The organism is Acinetobacter sp. TG2027, from assembly GCF_000302435.1.
Taxonomy (GTDB): Bacteria; Pseudomonadota; Gammaproteobacteria; order Pseudomonadales; family Moraxellaceae; genus Acinetobacter; species Acinetobacter pittii.
The window spans coordinates 239405-257748 of sequence record NZ_AMJN01000054.1 but is presented as its reverse complement, the minus strand read 5'-3'; the positions used below and the strand labels follow the sequence as shown (position 1 = coordinate 257748).

The following is an 18344-nucleotide window of genomic DNA, read 5'->3' as shown; positions in this document are numbered from 1 at the left end:
CATAGAGCACACCTCATAAGTTTTAAAAGTCTAACTTATGGGGTGCAGTTCAGGGCGAGGGAGGGACGCCTTGTGCGTGCTGATTCTTGTGTGTCAGTCTGTCAACCTTCTCTCGTTCTACCACCATCATTTGACAGTGATTGGGTAGAACTCCTTTACACACAAGGAGTCCGCACATGCGTACTATTTCATCTCTCTCATTGGCAACCTTTGCCAAAATCTTTAGGTCTACATCCAACTGGTCTTTAAAACGGTTTAACCGACTCTAGGTTTTAAGCCATAGGTCATTACGACTAAAAAACATAGCAACAATAAAACCTGAGATAGGCGAGCACACCATTTTTGTGCGGCTTTTGCATGCCTGTATTTAGCGCTCAATTTAAGAGTGATGGCATTTCTATCTCTTTTATTTACAACAAAAATTATTTTAAGCGGTATACATGAAAAATTTAGAGGCTTCCTTCCGAGCAACGCGAGCGCTATACACAGCAGCAGAGTTATTTAAACAACATGGCTTTAACAAGGTCGGGGTGGACCGAATTGTTAGTGAGGCCAAAATGACTAAAGCCACCTTTTACAACTACTTTCACTCCAAAGAAAGGCTGATTGAAATGTGTTTATTGGTTCAAAAAGAGCAGTTAAAAGAAAAAGTGAGGGCGATAAGCGAAGCTCGCCAATATCCAGATTTGGTTCATCAACTCAGGCAAATTTACCTTTTACATGCCGACTTAAAAGGTGCGTACTACCTTTTGTTTAAAGCGATTTTTGAAATTAAAAAGCTTTATCCAAATGCCTATCAAACTGCACTCAGATATAGGCGATGGCTTAAAAATGAAATTTTCTGGGTGCTGAGAGAATCTAAAAAAAGAGCCACATATGAAGAGTCTGATATTTTTGTATTTATGATTGATGGCGCGATTTTTGGACTTTTAGGTACAGATCAGGCAAAAGACAGAGACACATTACTTGAGTATTTTTTAAAGCGGGTTTGATAGGGGAAGGCCCGATGGGAGTTGGGCTTTTGGTAGTTTATAATTCCCTTTTCTAATAAACTTTAGAAATTTATAATTTATTTGTCTTAAGTTAATAGAAAAAATATATGTTTGAATTTTTTTATAAAATACTTGATATTAACTGTAATAAATTTTTATAAAGAAGACATCTTTCTCATTTAATAAATTATCAAATTAGAGGTCCATAAATTGAGTATATTTGATCTATTTTCAAAAAGACAAAAAAAATTACGGGGGGAAATTCCAGATGTTTATCAATATGAAGATATTCCTAAAACCCTCAAGATTCAAATTATTCATATTATAAGAGATGTATTAGGTAACGAGAGTTCTCCCTCTGCACACCAAGTATATGAGTTTATACATAAAACTTTATGTAAAGAATATGGACGATTTTCTTTAGGTGAACACTATGAAAGTGATCATAAGGTTATATTTAACTTTTTATTGAATGAAAAGAAACATGAGTATTGTTTAGATGTTATTGAAATATTTTTTAAAGTAATTAACAAGTATGTGAGAGAAAATGCACATAAGTTTTTTTCCTCTAAACAAACACCTGATAAGGCAATTGAGGAACTAAATATAAGGTTTAAAGAGGCTGGTGTTGGATATCAATTTGAGCAAGATGAGCTGATTAGAGTTGATTCACAATTTTTACATTCGGAGGTTGTAAAGCCTGTTCTTCAACTTCTCGGAAAAGATCGAGATTACCAAGGAGCATTTGCCGAATTTTTATCTGCACATGAACATTATCGGCATCAGCGATATAAAGAATGCTTAAATGAATGTCTTAAAGCATTTGAAAGCTTAATGAAATCTATCCATAAAAAGCATTCTTGGCCATTTAATCAAAATGATACCGCCAAAAAATTAATTAATAGTTGTTTGAATAATGGTTTAGTCCCTATATATCTTCAGAATCAATTTTCTTCATTGAATATTTTATTAGAAAGTGGTGTACCTACAATACGGAACAAAGAAGGTGGTCATGGACAAGGACATGAAATAAAAGAAGTTCCTGAATATTTAACAAGTTATGCGCTACATTTAACTGCTACTAATCTATTATTTTTAATTAAATGCGAAGAAAGTATATAAGTTAAGGAGATGTTTATTTTGATGGATATAATAAAAAATTTAGCCGTAGTAAATACAGCTTTTCTATCATTTAGATAACTTTAATTTCTAGCGCTCACTCAAAACCAGCTTCTTAATTTTCACAGCTTTCTCGAAGTGATCTAACTTATGCTCCATAATCCACCAATGCGCTGCTTCCATCAGTAACTCAGGGTTATCATTCTTATTTTTAAAAAAAGCGTAAAAAGAAAGGCCAACATTGTCTCCCTTCTTTTCTATTTTTTCATCGCATCCCTTAATAAAAATTTCTCTTAATTCCTTTCTCATATTTAGTATCACTTTCAGTCTATAAAATTAAGACGACTTATTCTGCTCGCCCCATTGGCACATCATATCTAACAAAGGAATTAAAGACTGTCCTCTTTTTGAAAGACGGTACTCAACTTTAGGCGGAATTTGAGGATATTCCTTACGAATAATAAGCTCGTCTCTTTCTAACTCTTTAAGTGTATTGCTGAGTGTTCTAAATGAAATATTGCCAATGCAGCGTTGCATCTCATTAAAACGCATGACATTTTTTTCATAAAGCCAATACATAATAATCATTTTATATTTGCCATTAATTAAAGAAAGGGTGTAGCCGAAACCTGTCTCTTCTAATGGCGTATGTGATGGAACGCATTCAGTCATTTTTAAAATCTACACTATCTTTTAGTATAGTATATAACATAAATTACCGTACTTATATTTAGGAAAGCACACTTCTATAATCGATTTATCAACTTTTCGATAAGAGTGCTTTCATAATGAAAAAGACATTAGTCATTGTTACTCACCCTCACATAGACCAGTCAGTTGTAAATAAAAGATGGGTAGAGGAACTAGAAAAACACCCAGACCAATTTACGGTTCACCAAATTTATCAGGCCTACCCAGATGGCGTAATTGATGTTGTCAAAGAGCAAGCACTGGTAGAAGAACACGAAAATTTAGTATTTCAATTTCCAGTGTATTGGTTTAATTGCCCACCGCTTTTGAAACAATGGCTTGATGAAGTTTTGACGTATGGCTGGGCGTACGGTTCAACAGGCGACAAGCTTAAAAATAAGAAATTTATGTTGGCTGTGTCTGCGGGTGTGAAAGAAAAGGTCTATTCAGAGTATGGTGAATACAAGCTTTCTTTAGAGCAGATTTTTACTCCATTTAAGCTAACGGCTTTATATGTTGGCGCGGATTATCAACCACTTCATGCATTTTATGGTATAGACACAAACCCATCAGAAGATGACGATGTTCCGACACACCAAGACATAGCGGATAATGCGGTACAGTATGTTCAGAAGTTATTAGCGTTGTCTGAGTAAGTTTTAAGAGGAGGCCTGAATGTGAGGTTTGGACCTGCTGGTATCTATATGATTTATTAATAAACAGTTTGCAAAAAACAATTTTGTCTATAAGTTGAAAATACAATAATACGTCTTTGGAAAAATTATGAATATCGCGCCTTTTCCATTTCAAATTACAAACTGGGAAGAAATTGAAGTCACTGAATATAGTGGTGAAACTGGAAAAGCTTATTGGAAAACTCAATTTTTTGGTGAAGAAACAAATAAAATTAGAATAAGGCTTGTGGAATACTCAGCAAACTACTTGGCTGATCATTGGTGTGAAAAAGGACATATATTATTTTGCCTAGAAGGCGAGCTAGAAAGTAGATTGAAAGACGGTCGAACATTTACTTTAACTTCAGGTATGAGTTATCAAGTAGGCGATAACTCCGAGCCCCATCAGTCTTTTAGCCTGAATGGTGCGAAGTTACTTATCGTTGATTAGATTTATACAAAGAAAGCAATTAAATAAAGGGATAGCAATCTCTATCCCTCATCAAGCACTTTAATTTGCTAAAGCTGTCATGGCATCAACCAAGCTTGTAATACCTGCATAGATATCATTTAAATGAGCTTGATCATCCATATAAGCAGGGGTAGTAGCAAATAAGTTTTCTTTATCTACGATGCATTCTTTAGTTTGACAGACATGGTGAATTGAACCCGTTTTTTCAATTTCCTTAGCAATGTTAAGGTCAGACCCTAACGTAATAGTTGGGTGTAAGTCGCCAAACGTAAGCGCCAAGATTGCAGGCGAAATACAGATTGCTCCAATCGGTTTCTTGCTCTGATGAAACGCTTTTAAAATTGCAGCCACTGTACCATGTACTCGTGCCTCCGCGCCTTTAAAGGCAAACGTTGATAAATTTTTTGCGACGCCAAAACCACCCGGAAGAAGAAGGCCATCAAATTCATTTTCATTAAGTTGATCGAGTGAGGAAATTTCACCTCGGGCAATTCTTGCTGCTTCTTGTAAAATATTTCTACGCTCAGTCATATTTATTTCACCACTTACATGGTCAATGACATGAAACAAAGGTTCATCGGGTGCAAAAATTTGATATTCAATGTTGGCTGTGTCTAAAGCTAACAGAGTTAAAACAGATTCTCTAATTTCAGAACCATCTAAATAACCACAACCCGATAAAATCACTGCTACTTTTTTCATTTGCTTTCTTAAAACCTTTTTAAATGTCTAAAAGATCTTAAGTTTTCTTCTAAAAATTTTTTATACGCAGATTTGCCATAAATTCGCCCTAAGTGAGCATTTTGGTTTTACGTAGCTTACGTGGAGTAATACCAAATAAATTTTTAAACTGTTCAGTAAATCGAGATTGAGATTGATAGCCACATTCAAAAGCAATATTCCCAATGCTGCTATTGGTGGTTTGAAGTAAGTGTAATCCGTGTCCCAGCCTTACTCTATTACGAATGCCCTGAATGCTATTTCCTTCGCTTTTCAGTTTTCTTCGTAGTGTCGATGAACTCATAAAAAGTTGAGCAGCGATAAATTCAGCAGTGAGTTCTGTAGACAAATGATCGGATATGAAAGTCTGAACTCTTTCACTCAAGCTTTTATTCATGTTGAGTTTAGCGATGTCGGTATAGCCCGAATAATAAATAAGTTCTAAAAGCTCTCTTTTTCTAAATTTAAATGCAGAAGGAGGGGCAACTAAAGAGAAAACTATAAACTGATGCAGGGCACTTTCTAAAAGAGAATTAAGTTGGCCTTGAATATAGTTTTGAGAAATGCCAGCATTTTGAGGTAGATCATTAAAATCTTCAAAATCAAACTCGATAAGAAGAGCGAAATATTCTTCTTGATCTGGAATATTACGCATATCAATGCTGGAGCTGTTGGCTAAAAAAATAAAAGAACCAGCATCACACTTAATATTTTCAGTTTTTCCAAGTTCTTTGTAACCACTTAACACAATAATCAGTAAGGGTTTAGAAATGGGAACGTTTGTGATTTTTTGCTCTTGGTACGCTGAATAGACCGCAAAAGGCAGGTTTAAGTTGCTATGCTCGAGCAGGCTTTTTTTAGCTAAAGAAATAAGATTCTGCATTGAATTTAAATGCTTAATAAAATTTAGATGTTGTGATGGATGTAAAATTATCAATATTTTTTTGGCTATTTCTAATGTTTGAGCCAATAAAAAAGCTTAAACCGATTAAGTTTAAGCTTCTTTAAATTCGAATTCTGGCGGTGAGAGAGGTTGTCATATTTATTCCATATATATTTGATTTTAAATAACATTATTTGGTTTTAAGTTTTTTATACCGACATTTATACCGACATATATTTTGATACAAAAATACTTAAGCAAGTGAATTTGAATTAACTTCTTATACTTAATATAAGATAATAAATTACATAAATTCAAAGAGTAGTTTACTCTAAATTGGGATATACAACATGCAAACTGCAGATCAAGAAGCTTTACTTAAAGCTATTCATGATTCGAGAGATGAGATTAAAACAGATAACGGACGTTTAAGCGTTTCAGAGATAATTACAAGATATAAAGAAAAGGAGCTAATTTTAGATCCAAATTTTCAACGGATGTTTAGATGGTCAATAGGGCAGAAGTCTCGTCTTATAGAGTCAATTCTATTAGGAATTCCTTTACCTCCAGTTTTTGTAGCCATTGATAAAAATGGATGTGAAATAGTTATAGACGGTGTGCAAAGATTATCCACTATTTTGGAATTTACGAAAAATTTGCCATTTTCAATTAACAAAAAAGCTTTAGAGGAAGAGGACGAAGAAGAGCAATCTGAAGAAGAACAAATTGAAACAGAGCAACAAGAGGACATTAATAAAACAGAAGAAACATCTTCTGATACATATCAAAGTTTTAATCTGCAGAATTTAAAAAAGATTACTGAACTCAATGGTAAGAATTGGGATGATCTGGGTGTAGTGGTTCAGAGACTTATTAATAAAACATATATTTCTGTTATTTCAATTTCAGCAGTAAGAAATGAGCATACTAAATTTGAGCTTTTCCAGAGATTAAATACAGGGGGAACTCATCTTTCACCACAAGAAATTAGAAATTGTCTAATTATTATGAGAGATGAAAATGTTTATAAGAAATTAGCAGCTTTTGCTGTAAGTAAGGAATTTACAAGGATTTTAGGAATTTCTTCAAATAAAATAAAAGAAGACTATCCAATGGAACTATTAGTCCGTTATTTAGTGGCTAAAAGAAATAAGTTTAAAATAGAAGACTATTCATTATCTTATACAGAAATTAGAGATTTCTTTGATGAGGAAATAATTAAGTTGATAGAAGATAATAGTTTTGATATTGATCAAGAAATAAGTGAGCTTAGCCGAGCAATTGATCTACTTGATACTTCATTGAAGGGTTTATCTTTTAAGAAAAACTTTAGAGGTTCTTTCAGTAACAGTGCTTTTGAAGTGATTTTAGTCGGTCTAGTTGAGAATATTGATAAATATAATCCTACCAATATTAGGGATAAAATCTTAGAAGTGTATGCTAATGAGGAATTTATTGTGCATACTAAACATGGAAAAAAGGCACTCGACCGTTTTGTTAACTTAACAGAATTTTCTAGAAGAATCTTTAAATGATTGATTTAGTAAAACTAGAAACACTTTTGTCAGAAGAGTTGAGCTGGAGAAGAAGCGAGATCAATAGACTTCATATTACAGCAGAAAGCTCTCTGACTGATGGTGAAGATAGAATCCATACAGCTTTAAATAAATCCTTAACATTGCTTCTTTACAGTCATTGGGAAGGTTATATTAAGAAATGTTCTTTAATATATTTGCAATATATTTCAGACCAAAAATGTAATATGGCTGATTTAAGTATTAATTTTAAGATTTTAGCTTTAAGAAAAAGTATGAAAAAACTGGCAAATGCGCATCCTAAAGATGGAGGAAAAACAGTTAAATTATCTTCAGTATTGGGTTATTTTTCTGAATATGATGAGGTGGTAAATGGAAAATATTTTATAAAAACTTATTATGATGATGCTGATAAATATAAAAATAATAGCTTAATTAATACGGAAAGTAATCTTAATAAAAATGTTTTTTCATCTATTCTCGAAAACTTAGGTATAAAAATACATGATTATTATTTGGAAGAGTTAACCCCTCCGTTTAGGAGTTGTTTGGTTGGTGAAGAGGACAAGTCACTAATAGCTCAAGTAATTGATCAGACACTATTAAAATGCCGTAATCATAATGCACATGGTAGAGAAAATAGTGAACATGCTGTTTTGAGTTTTGAAACTTTAAAGTATCTTAAGCAGATAACATTGGTAATGATGCAACAATTTAGCGATGATATTTTAGAATATGCTACTGAAAAATATTATCTTGAAGAAAATAAAGCGAATAAAGAAGCCTATCATGTAGAGGTGAATCAGGTTTTAAGACAAACAATTGAAAGTATTTTAGTAGAGTACAATTCAAAGCTGGAGGATTTAAGTATAATTGAGGGGAATACTTAATAAATTGATTTTATACTTAACTATCATGTTTTGGTAGTTAAGTATATTTTAATTTATTTTTAACTAATATCTATATTGGATATTCTCTTAAAATTTCATCAATATTATCTTCTTCTATTTTTCTATCTAACCATAGTCTTCCAATTTTTTTTATAAGATCTAAGGATGGTAGTTTTAAAGTTTTAATCTCTGTTGCATTGACCTGGGTATTTCCAGAAATATTACGAAAATAGGTGTCGTATATGTCTGATCTAAGTATTAGTACTAAACCATAAGCTTCCTCTTTATTTATTTTTCTAGATTTACATCCAATAAAATTAACATGATTTTCAAAAGCAACATAATTTTGTTTAGTATTTGAAGGTATATAAACGGCTGTCGTAATCCGTTTTTTTTGGTCTTTTGAGCTGATTCTGCGCATAACAACATAATAATTATTTTTAACTACCCATTTTGAGAAACCATTAATTAAATTAAATTTACGATCTTTAGGGTGGGTGCCGGTCCATTTAACTTCTAGATTTTTGATGTGATGTGCATTAATTAGAGGAATAGATTCAATATTATCTATATCCTTAATGAATTCTCCAGCTCTATATTCAACTACTGGACCTGTAGAAATAAAATAATCTAAATCTTTAAATGTATTTGGCCATCTTTCTACTAGTTTTAAAATATCAGCATCATTTTTGTTTTCAGGGATTCTAATAAATAGTTCTGATGTATTTTGATCAATTATTAAGTCGGATGGATATATATTTATTTCGGGTAAGCCAAGGTCATCTACACCGTAAGAACTGGTAATAGTAATATTTTTTTGAGTACCCAATTTAGTTAATTTGAAAATTACATTTTCTTGAAGTGCTTCTGTATTTTTAAAGGCATCTCTTCTTGACTTAAAAATATGTATATTATCTATTGAGCTGTTTTGGATAAGATATTTTCTAAAATTTTTAAAATATAATCCATTGGTGAAGCTTCTAGGTGTAATAAAAATGACTTCTCCATTAGGTTTTAATCGATCTAATGCCCTTGCTACAAAGAGAGCATAGATATTTGGATCACCTTTGAATAAATCATTAGTTGATTTGACATAAGATGAATTCGAAGAATATTTAAAATAAGGAGGATTGATGCAACAAAGATCAAAGGATTCAATGGGAGGTACTAGTACAAAATCTAATACTCTTATTTCATAATTAAATTTAATATTAATTGCTTCTAAGTTTTTTTTTGTTTCTTCGAGATGTTGTTTAAGTAGAGGAAGAATTGCTGAGTCTATTTCGTAACAGACGAGAAGAATTTGGTCATGGCCCATTTTAACAGCATGATAGGCAGCACAAATCCCCAAAATACCAGCACCAGCACCGGCATCTAAAATTGTAATCGCTTTTGTAGACAGCTTAATACGAGATAATCTAGCCATAAATTTGGCTATTTGTAATCCAGTAAAGTATTGTCCAAGTTCTTTTCGCTCCGCAAGCGATCTTTGTTTTAAGAATTGATCTTGGTTTAAGTCAATATGTTCCATATTTCAATCTGATAGAGCTCTACAAGCTATTATAGGTGAGAAAGTTATTGAACATAAGGTCTACGCTGGAAGGTATTCTTTTACTTTATGAAAGTAAATTTTTACGCTTTAATATAGAGGATAGTTAAGGCCCACTTCTGAGAAGTAGAGCCTATTTCATTTGTTAACACTCTTTGTTGAGTAAATTTTTACGCCTGATTTGGCTGTTCAATTTTATTCATGCTGACTTAAGCCATATTCCATTTCATATTTCTGCCATTGGATAGCAGTTTTATACTTGTCTAATACGGAACAACAAGCCACATTGGTTTTCATGCTAGTGTAGCATTAGCCCAAGTTAAGTACTGAGCAAACTCATATAAGTAAAGATTTCATCAGTGACCAAACTTCAGAATACTTATACTGTACCAATCTTGGTTTAGTCAGGAAGACCAATTCCCGACACAGAAATACGACCAGTATTCCATTAACCTTTCTCTTTACATATTGCCGAACATACCTTCGTATGTGCCGACTCCAGCTTTCGCAATGTTTAACCCGACTTAAATCAGGCTGTTTGAGGATTCACTTTAAGTTAGCTCTCTCACTTCACTCCACCGACTAAAAAACAATGATTAGTTAAGATCATCATTTAAGTAAAATCTTTAAGTATTACTGATCTCTTAAGAGACTAAATAATACAGAGGACTATTACATAACATAGATATTTTAGTCGGGAGTTACATTTTCCACATTCTCACTTCACTTCAATTCCAGAGAAGTAAGTTTATGTTATATGCGCTACTCACCATCGCTCCCACACTGTATTCATACCACTGACTTTTAACCAATTTAAGTCTTGAAAACAGTGCTTCCCAAGTTAGTCCAAAATGTCTTATCGTGCAGACCGTTTATCCTCTCGCTTACATACATACTTCCAGTTTCCCCCGACCGTAGTTCCTTAAAAATATCGGGATATGATGTATACATAACTTTCACAAGGGTAAAACTCTTACACTCCAATCAGCATCTATCGATTAATGCCGTTACACGTTTAAGCTATCCAGCGACCCATTTAGCTTGAGCTAAATGGTGCCGACTTATCCAGCGTTAGCCTCAAAGTCCTAGTACCTCACGGTACTCTCAGCAGCCATCGTGATTGGAAATGAGCACACTTTTCCAAGCCTAAAGACTTGTTCGATCAAGTATACACACTCAGCTATTAACGGAGATTATCGTACATCCTGTACTGCTCCTGACTGTCTCATCTTGAACAGGGTTTCGATCAACAAATCACTTTATTAATCTAATTTGGCAATTCCTCACCAAATGGCCATTTCACGATAAAAATCGCTTATAAGCTCCCGTGTCCTTGTCGCCCAACCACTTCGGAGTTTTCGGAACTTTTAGAAGTGATCGGATAGAAAGAGGATATTGCAATCCTCTAGCCCCCGTTGCAGCGTACCGAGCGAGATTTCTCCAGCAGTCCGCTACATCAGCGAATACAGAGATGGTTAGTCTCAATATCCAGGGCAATATGCATCAAAGTTTTTGAATGAGGGTCAGCCATCCAAAACAACTTTAAAAAGAAAAGTCAGGATGGATGGTTGGTCCACAATTCGATTGATATGTATTCATATTAACAAAGATTATTTATTATATCAATAATATTGATATAATAAATAAAAATATATAAGATGAACTGATTAAGTAACTCGTCGTATTAGGAACTACTTTATTGTCACCTTACAAAATAGGGTGAATTGATCTTAGAGATGACTACACAATCTTTGTGTTTGAGCTGCGCTCAAATCTAAAAAGAGCCAAAAATGCACTGTTACTTTAGTTGATTTACACATTGAATTACTGATGAGAACAATGAAGAAAAGTGCATTGTTGATTGACATATAAACTGTATAGTTGAGTGATAAAAAATGATTGATTATTCCCCACATACTAAATATACCGCTCAAAAAATTCAGGATAAAGTCGCTCGTGGAGCATATTACTATTCAATGTTTACTATTGAAGCGAAAGACTCTAATCACATTCCTCGATTGATCAAAAAACTAGATCAACGTTATGAGCTTAAATTAACGAGCCGACAACGTAGCTACCGCATGAGTCAAAGTACCCCGATCGCCGATCTCATAATTCAAAAAAGTTTAAATCAGGATAGTTGGTTATTTGTTCTATTGATCACAACTCCATATAGTCACGATCATGCAAAAAATGCCCATGATCGAGTTAAGGAAATTAGTAGGCAACAGCTCGTGAAGGACAAAATTAATGAGCTGGAAAATACAACATGGAACAAAGACCAAGAACATCAAGATTTATTTTTTCTCAAAAAGTACTTCGATGATGCAGAGAATTTCCGGTGTGTACTGAATAAGCCATATTTGGATTTATCTTTTGGCAAAGGTCAGGCGGAGCTAGTGCGTTTAACCCATAAAAAGTATGCGTCTCAACAAGATAAATTTTATCGCCAACCGACTAAAAGCTTTTCTTGGACTTGGCGGTTCACACAGGTATGTATTGAACAGAAACGCAAGGAATTAACCCAGATTATCAGTCGTATGATTTCGCAGCCGAATAGCAGTGCTCCACATGATTTAAAGCTATGGCAGCATTATATGAATGTTTATGCAGTGTTTCGCGGTACACGCCAACAAGCTGGACGTTTATATACTTTCGGAAAGAAGTTTTATTTTAGTCGGGCAAAGAAAACTTGGGATAGTGCTCAACTACCGAAACTCGATCTTAAGATTATTCTGAGATACCAGACCTATGCAGAAAGCTTTGAAGAGTATGATTTAAGGCGCTATGTTTATTCGATGTGTGGAGAGGAGTTACCACGTGAAATTTCAAAAACACTTGATGAAGAGGAAGCAGGAAGCTTTATCGAAAAATTTATATATAACAATGAGATCAAAGTTGATGAAATTTCTTAAAAAATATAACGACCAGATGGAAACTGGTCATCATATATCTGGTAAAAGTTCTCTTGGTTGAACCTTCAATACAGCAGCAATTTCATACAATTTTACCACTGTTATGTTAACTTCCCCACGCTCTATACGACCTAAGTAGCTTCTGTCAATATTACAAAGTAAAGCTAATTTCTCCTGTGTAATCTTCTTTTCTATTCTAGATTTCCTAATTAAAAGTCCAATTCGACTAGGTAAATCATTCATAGTTCATATCCTAAAAGAATAGAACTATTAAAGTTTGCGGATTAAGAGTCCACGGACTATAATCCTCATTTAATTAAAATGAGGATAGCTAATGTTAAGAAAAATAATGTCTATATTGATATGTTGTGCAAGTACTTCAATTTTTGCTGAAAATTGGTTAGGTAGTGATAATTCTAAAGTTGATGTTGATACATTAGAGCATTTTAAAGCGACAAATAGTTTTGCACTTACAATTCATACGTCAGTTGGGGACAACCTGTATATGAAAGCTAAGCTATATATTTACTGTAATTCTAATGAATATCAATTCAAGTCAATAAGAGCCTATAAAAATGGTCAATTGGCGAGAGTTGAAAATGAATGGGGTAAAAAACATATTTCGGAAGCATCGAAAGGTTCAACAATCTATAGCGTCTATGAAGCTGTATGTAAGAAATGAGAATCTATATGAATAATAAGTTTTTAATTCACTGCAGTGTCTTATTCGCTCTATCGGTACCGCTTTCACATGGAGCAAACTGGACAGCTGTTTCTATTAAAGATGATCATTCACTTTATTATGATGAAGAATCAATCAAAATTGTTAATGGTGATACAAATTTAAAGCAAGTATGGCAAAAAGTAATCTTTCGCATAGATACTGAAAATACGCGTAAAAATGACTATATGCTTTCTTTAGAATACTTTAATTGTGAGGATGGAAAAAGAGCATTAAAAAAACTCTATATTTATAATGCTAATAGAACCCTTAAGTATAATTTTACCCACGAAAAATTGAAGTTTGAAGATATTGTTCCAGAGTCATTCAGCGAAATTGTTTTTAAATCAGTTTGTTTAAAAGCTTAGATTACTTATTAAATTTCATTATTAGGAAGTGTCACTTAAGTAAGAGAGTCCGTTCTCTAAAAAAATTCCTTATAAAGTTGTAACCGAAGTTTGAATTATCTCTCCTTATTTGATTGAGAGAGCACAGATGCTGCTAAAGTTTTAGTGGTGTCATTATATTTATTACTTTGCAGTACTTGAGAGGCTTTTGTTTCCATCTCACTACTAGTTTGTTTTGATGAATGGGATTGAGATAGAGCAGAGCCTGCAAGTTCTTTTTGAATTGAAGAAGATGATGAATCTTTTAGAACTTTAGAGGCCAATGATCCAACAGATTTCGAAGTTTGCTTAGAGTTTTTTGACATATTAAATCTCCAATATAGATTGTTTTTTCATCATATATTAAAACTTGAGCTGAGCAATAAATGAACGACATGAGATGTCGCACTAATGATTTTTATATATTTTATTTCTGTAGAAAAAATATAAGGTAAAGATGAAAAGAAGAATTTGGAGATTATTTTTATGTCATCACAAGAAATTAATATGACTTGTTCATGCGGAAGCAATAAGTTCAATGCACCAGCTAAGCTGAGAGCTACAGATCTTATTACATGTGCAAAATGTGGTAAGCAACAAAGATTTGGAAGAATTCAAAAGGACGTTGTAACGAAAGTAAAGAAGCAATTTGAAAAGGATTTACAAAAGATGTTTAAAAAGGCGGGTTTTAAATAGTCTTTCATAGTCTAGAACCAATTCTACAAAACCTACAAAACTTAGTTTTGTAGGTTTTGTAGGTGAAACTTAGGGTGTTATTTCCGAATCTTAGGGTTAATAAAAAAACGTTTCGATGGACGTCCACCTTGATCTGATGGTTCCGATTCTTTAAATTCTAACCAATGATTTTCGACTAATACTTCAAGAGCATCATTTACAAATTCAACTGTTGTTAAATTCTTCCACTTTTTTTGTGCAACTAACCTTGCAGTGAATCCTTCTAAATACCAGTTATGATTTAGTGGAAATTTTTTAATTTTCTGTAGAAGTATATTTGCTCGAAGTATTGATGAATGAGTAACTAATCCATAGACACGTTTTGCATGTGCTTCAAGATAATTACACCACAGGATGGCCAATTCTGTTGCAGCTTTACTTACACTCCCACTGTAGCCATGCAGAATGCAGTCGACAATATGGAAAATAAGAGCCAAGCTTGGCATTAACTTGCTATATTTCGATAAATGTTCTTGAATAACTGGATATTCCTCAGAAGGAATTTTTTTAGTATGTAAGTTAGTTGTCCATTGAATAAAAAGTTCTTGTGCATCTTCACAAAAGTTAAAATAAGGTCTAAATTCGTTTTTATCTGTAGAATGTGCTCCCATTTCGATAAAATTCTGGAATTCTAAAGTATCTATTTTTTCGAAAAGATTATAAACAATTTGGCGCATTTCTTTATTTGGCTTTTCATCTATATATTTCCAATCATTAATATCAGGGTAGACTAACAATTGAAATCTTTGTAAAAGTCCATCATTGCCAAGCCCAGTAATTGACTTTTCTAAGTAGGTAATCAGCTTGTCAGGTTGGATGCCGCCAAGAATTGATAAACAATGATTTTTTATATACCCATTCCCCCGCATAACTCTATCAAAAGTATAAGAACCTGTTCCATTCCAACCCTCAAGATAATATGATCTGCCCGTATCAGTATCATTTTGATCAAGTGAGGAGAGTAGACCAATTAATTCATCCCGTTTGTTCAAAATACCTGCAGGGTTGTCTTTTTGGATTTCAGCTAAAGCTTCAGGTGTTGAGTCGTTAGTCATATACCTTTTTAATGTTGGAGGCGTAAAACTTTCATTTTGTAATTCCATTAAATTGCATGCAATTTTTCCGAGCTCTTCTGCAGTTTCAGCCTTTCTTAACATTTCCTTTAATTTTTTCTCTTGAGATTGATACACTATATTAGTTACTTCAAACTCTTTACTCTTTTGTGCATAAATAGCTTTTGCCTTGTCAATTAACATATCTAAAGGACGAGTACCAGCATTCATAGCGGGAGATTTTTTACTGCTTGGAGGAGCTACAATTGCACCCCACAGATTTGGTACAACACCCCAGTCATCTAATTTTTTCGGTTTAATACCAACTCGGGACCCTATTAAAGATCCTAGGGCTGTAATTAAGCAGATAGCTATCAAGTCTGGAGGCATATTGTCTGCTCTTCTTGCTTCCCCGAAAACATATTCTGCTAATTCTTCAGGTAGCATCTTCCTTTCTATTTTTTGAACAGGCAAAAGTTCAGTACCGAAATTCTGCGGTTCTCTCCAATTAATTGAACTTATGACGTCTTGATAGATTTGAGATAAAGAAAAATCATTCATAATGATTAAACCCCAAGTTCTTTTGATTTAATCCATTCCTCAATGTCTTCTATTCGCCATACAGTCAGCCTTGTAGATAAACGAATTGGTTGAGGAAAGTCACCTGAGCGCACTTTATTCCAAATAGTAGATTCTCCCATTGGGAGTATTCCTTTTTTCTGTGGTCGCCCTTTTATTTTTCTCGTCTTTCCTGTTTTATCTATATATATTCTAGCCTTACGTTCTGCTGTACTCGCCAATTCACTTATTCGAATGTATTTAGATAAGTCTGATTCTTGATTTAACATGGTTCTTCCTCGTAGTGATAAGTTGTTTGAGGAAGTGTCTAATATTTTTAGTTTAATATTTCTAACTAGAATTGAGGCTTATTCTAGTTAGAATTTTGCTTATAATTTGGAAAAATTAGAAGCTTTTTCCAGCCATGGACCAACTGTATCTTTTGATGGAAAGTTATCTATATCTAACTGCTCTGAATGTATTTTTAGTGCTTCATAAGGAGAATATGGTTTAGATATGTCAATTTTTGCCATATGAGTTAAAACTAAAATTAGTTTAGCTACAGCATTAGTTGTTCGAGTATGCAATATATCGATTGATTCAGCTTCTGGATCTAAAGACAATTGTTTTTTTAAGGCTAAAATTTCTTTGTCTTTCTTTTTAATTATTTTTTTTAAATTCTCTATTTCTGCTAGAAGTTCATTATTCTGCATATCTCTATTACCTATTAAATCTGTAGTAGTATCCATGTGATCAAAAATATCGTCTAAGAAGAACATAAACTCTGCTTTATCCCAAGCATAATTATTTAGTTCTGGTATATCCGAGTTAGTGTTTATCGTAGATTCTGCAATTTTAAATAGTAGCTTATCTAATGAAGAGTGTTGACCGTATTCTCGATGAAGCCTGACTGGTTTTTCATTGAAATAAGTAAATCTATCAAAGCTAAGGCAATGATAATTAACGTCTTTGATAATTAAAAGTTCAGCAATGAGAGCGTCACTATTTTCATTTGTTATTTTTTTAATTATATCAAATGCTTGTTTGACGGATACATAATTGCTGTCCTTACTTATAATTTCTGTAATAGATATCAATATAAAAACCTCTATCAACTCTATGTTATAAAGAAAGACATAAATAGGAATTAGTTTAATTCACTTCCATTGGGTTTAAAAATTGAAACATCTCCTCCTTGACGTAAAGTATCTAAATAATCAGACCATAGTTGCATAAGTTGCTTTCTACGTCGTAGAAATTTAGTACGATTATATGCTGTCCCATTTGGATCTTTTACGGTATGGGCGAGTTGATGTTCAATAATATCTATTCGATATTCTATTTCTTCACCTAATAAGGTTCTTGCAGTAGCACGAAAGCCATGAGCTGTGTGTTTTCCTTTATATCCTAAACGAATTAAGGCTTGGCGAATGGTATCTTCACTCATACATTCCAAATTTGTTTTCGTACTAGGGAAAACAAATTTGGAAGTTGTTTTTAATTGTTCTAGTTCTTTTAGAATGTCAAATGATTGACGTGATAGGGGAACAATATGATCTTGATATGTTTTACTAGCCTTAAAACTCAAACAATGATTTTCAAAATCTACTGATTCCCACAATAAACCTCGTACTTCATTTGGTCGTTGATAAATGTAAGCTGATAGTTTGAGTGCAAGTTCAGTCCTTTTTCGTGCTCGAGGGTTTTCAGCTCTATATTGCCAGATTTTGATAAGTAATTCTTTTAGCTCCCTTTCACTAACAATAGCATTGTGATTGCCTTTAATAGGCTTCGGGAGGGTAATATCATACGCAGGGTTATAAGAAATGATACGCTTCTTGAGTGCAAGTTTTAGAATCATTCCTATGATTGATTTAACTCTTCTTGCTGACTCAAGGGCACCCCGTTTGACAATTTGTTCTGTTACATCTTTTTCTAACTGTTCTACTGTAAAACTGGTAACAGGCATATCACCAATAAAGGGCAATATATCTTTGTTTAATTTTCGAATAGTTTCACTATCGACTTTACCCTCTAGTTCTCTGATCTTCAGCCATTCTTCTGAATATTTTTTAAATGTATTTTCTAAATTGGCTTTTAGTTCGTTACGTTGATTATTTCTTTCTTGAGCAGGATCAACTCCATTCGAAAGAAGTTTTTTAATTTCATCTCGTTTAAGTCTTGCTTGCTCAAGTGAAATTTCTGGGTATACCCCAATTGCAAAAGTATTTGGTTTCCTACTAATAGGACGACGATAGTCTAGACGCCAATATTTTGAACCATTCTTGTGCGTTAATAAATATAATCCTCCACCATCAGAATGCTTATTTTTACCTTGTGGATTAGAGTCATATTTTAGATTTTTAACGGTTTTAGCTGTTAACTTATTAGATTGTTTTGCCATATCTGTCGGTACAAATTTTAATAATCCACATAGATACATGCGGATTGGA

22 protein-coding genes are annotated in these 18344 nt (G+C 33.2%); 11 read left to right on the top strand and 11 right to left on the bottom strand.

What is annotated here, in order from left to right:
* The 3 genes from B806_RS19905 to B806_RS0117495 form a co-directional block, all read left to right on the top strand.
* The coding region (locus B806_RS19905; RefSeq protein ID WP_212749314.1) for a hypothetical protein at nt 1-249 on the top strand (249 nt) is incomplete at its 5' end.
* 191 nt (nt 250-440) lie between these two features.
* Nucleotides 441-992 (top strand): TetR/AcrR family transcriptional regulator, encoded by a 552-nt coding sequence (locus B806_RS0117500; RefSeq protein ID WP_017403295.1) that lies wholly within the window; start codon nt 441-443, stop codon nt 990-992.
* A gap of 210 nt (nt 993-1202) precedes the next feature.
* Nucleotides 1203-2114, top strand: coding sequence for an STM4504/CBY_0614 family protein (locus tag B806_RS0117495; protein ID WP_017403294.1), 912 nt, complete (start codon nt 1203-1205; stop codon nt 2112-2114).
* An 87-nt stretch (nt 2115-2201) separates the two neighbouring features.
* Here B806_RS0117495 and B806_RS0117490 read toward each other — a convergent pair whose 3' ends face one another.
* Together B806_RS0117490 and B806_RS0117485 are read right to left on the bottom strand one after the other, a co-directional pair.
* A complete protein-coding gene (locus B806_RS0117490) occupies nt 2202-2420 on the bottom strand; it encodes a DUF6500 family protein (protein ID WP_017403293.1) in 219 nt (72 codons plus the stop codon).
* 27 nt (nt 2421-2447) lie between these two features.
* Complete coding sequence (locus B806_RS0117485; protein ID WP_017403292.1) at nt 2448-2783, bottom strand: helix-turn-helix domain-containing protein; 336 nt, start codon at nt 2781-2783, stop codon at nt 2448-2450.
* Between the two features lie 116 nt (nt 2784-2899).
* On the opposite strand from B806_RS0117485, the gene B806_RS0117480 reads away from it, so the two are divergent.
* Together B806_RS0117480 and B806_RS0117475 are read left to right on the top strand one after the other, a co-directional pair.
* Nucleotides 2900-3457: an NAD(P)H-dependent oxidoreductase gene (locus B806_RS0117480; protein WP_017403291.1), complete on the top strand. Its 558-nt coding sequence runs from the start codon at nt 2900-2902 to the stop codon at nt 3455-3457.
* 127 nt (nt 3458-3584) lie between these two features.
* A complete protein-coding gene (locus B806_RS0117475) occupies nt 3585-3926 on the top strand; it encodes a DHCW motif cupin fold protein (RefSeq protein ID WP_005804488.1) in 342 nt (113 codons plus the stop codon).
* A 60-nt stretch (nt 3927-3986) separates the two neighbouring features.
* Here B806_RS0117475 and elbB read toward each other — a convergent pair whose 3' ends face one another.
* Together elbB and B806_RS0117465 are read right to left on the bottom strand one after the other, a co-directional pair.
* Nucleotides 3987-4649, bottom strand: coding sequence for an isoprenoid biosynthesis glyoxalase ElbB (gene elbB, locus B806_RS0117470; protein ID WP_017386442.1), 663 nt, complete (start codon nt 4647-4649; stop codon nt 3987-3989).
* Between the two features lie 88 nt (nt 4650-4737).
* On the bottom strand, nt 4738-5550 hold the full coding sequence (locus B806_RS0117465) for an AraC family transcriptional regulator (protein ID WP_017403290.1): 813 nt from the start codon (nt 5548-5550) through the stop codon (nt 4738-4740).
* 350 nt (nt 5551-5900) lie between these two features.
* On the opposite strand from B806_RS0117465, the gene B806_RS19025 reads away from it, so the two are divergent.
* Together B806_RS19025 and B806_RS0117455 are read left to right on the top strand one after the other, a co-directional pair.
* The gene (locus B806_RS19025) at nt 5901-7085 is read left to right on the top strand and encodes a DUF262 domain-containing protein (RefSeq protein ID WP_017403289.1); all 1185 of its coding nucleotides are present in this window, start codon (nt 5901-5903) and stop codon (nt 7083-7085) included.
* The gene (locus tag B806_RS0117455; RefSeq protein WP_017403288.1) at nt 7082-7975 is read left to right on the top strand and encodes an MAE_28990/MAE_18760 family HEPN-like nuclease; all 894 of its coding nucleotides are present in this window, start codon (nt 7082-7084) and stop codon (nt 7973-7975) included. Before B806_RS19025 ends, B806_RS0117455 begins: the two co-directional genes overlap by 4 nt.
* A gap of 70 nt (nt 7976-8045) precedes the next feature.
* Here B806_RS0117455 and B806_RS0117450 read toward each other — a convergent pair whose 3' ends face one another.
* The gene (locus tag B806_RS0117450) at nt 8046-9506 is read right to left on the bottom strand and encodes an Eco57I restriction-modification methylase domain-containing protein (RefSeq protein ID WP_017403287.1); all 1461 of its coding nucleotides are present in this window, start codon (nt 9504-9506) and stop codon (nt 8046-8048) included.
* Between the two features lie 1913 nt (nt 9507-11419).
* Between B806_RS0117450 and B806_RS0117445 the strand changes: the two genes are divergently transcribed.
* A complete protein-coding gene (locus B806_RS0117445) occupies nt 11420-12439 on the top strand; it encodes a hypothetical protein (RefSeq protein ID WP_017403286.1) in 1020 nt (339 codons plus the stop codon).
* Between the two features lie 30 nt (nt 12440-12469).
* Here B806_RS0117445 and B806_RS0117440 read toward each other — a convergent pair whose 3' ends face one another.
* Nucleotides 12470-12682: a helix-turn-helix transcriptional regulator gene (locus tag B806_RS0117440; RefSeq protein WP_017403285.1), complete on the bottom strand. Its 213-nt coding sequence runs from the start codon at nt 12680-12682 to the stop codon at nt 12470-12472.
* Nucleotides 12683-12773: 91 nt separating this feature from the next.
* Between B806_RS0117440 and B806_RS0117435 the strand changes: the two genes are divergently transcribed.
* The gene (locus tag B806_RS0117435; protein ID WP_017403284.1) at nt 12774-13121 is read left to right on the top strand and encodes a hypothetical protein; all 348 of its coding nucleotides are present in this window, start codon (nt 12774-12776) and stop codon (nt 13119-13121) included.
* An 8-nt stretch (nt 13122-13129) separates the two neighbouring features.
* Entirely contained in the window at nt 13130-13528 is a 399-nt protein-coding gene (locus B806_RS0117430; RefSeq protein WP_017403283.1) for a surface-adhesin E family protein, read from the top strand.
* A gap of 95 nt (nt 13529-13623) precedes the next feature.
* On the opposite strand, the gene B806_RS0117425 is transcribed toward B806_RS0117430, so the two are convergent.
* Entirely contained in the window at nt 13624-13872 is a 249-nt protein-coding gene (locus B806_RS0117425; protein WP_017403282.1) for a hypothetical protein, read from the bottom strand.
* Between the two features lie 160 nt (nt 13873-14032).
* On the opposite strand from B806_RS0117425, the gene B806_RS0117420 reads away from it, so the two are divergent.
* The gene (locus B806_RS0117420) at nt 14033-14242 is read left to right on the top strand and encodes a hypothetical protein (protein WP_017403281.1); all 210 of its coding nucleotides are present in this window, start codon (nt 14033-14035) and stop codon (nt 14240-14242) included.
* A gap of 77 nt (nt 14243-14319) precedes the next feature.
* Here the strand turns inward: B806_RS0117420 and B806_RS0117415 are convergent, their stop codons facing one another.
* From B806_RS0117415 to B806_RS0117400, 4 genes are all read right to left on the bottom strand, one after another.
* Nucleotides 14320-15894 carry a YfjI family protein gene (locus B806_RS0117415; protein WP_017403280.1) on the bottom strand — a complete coding sequence of 525 codons (1575 nt, stop codon included), beginning with the start codon at nt 15892-15894 and terminating at the stop codon, nt 14320-14322.
* 5 nt (nt 15895-15899) lie between these two features.
* Nucleotides 15900-16181 (bottom strand): AlpA family phage regulatory protein, encoded by a 282-nt coding sequence (locus tag B806_RS0117410; RefSeq protein ID WP_017403279.1) that lies wholly within the window; start codon nt 16179-16181, stop codon nt 15900-15902.
* A 99-nt stretch (nt 16182-16280) separates the two neighbouring features.
* Nucleotides 16281-16988 (bottom strand): hypothetical protein, encoded by a 708-nt coding sequence (locus B806_RS0117405; RefSeq protein ID WP_017403278.1) that lies wholly within the window; start codon nt 16986-16988, stop codon nt 16281-16283.
* A gap of 50 nt (nt 16989-17038) precedes the next feature.
* Nucleotides 17039-18295: an integrase arm-type DNA-binding domain-containing protein gene (locus tag B806_RS0117400; protein WP_017403277.1), complete on the bottom strand. Its 1257-nt coding sequence runs from the start codon at nt 18293-18295 to the stop codon at nt 17039-17041.
* Nucleotides 18296-18344 lie beyond the last annotated feature (49 nt).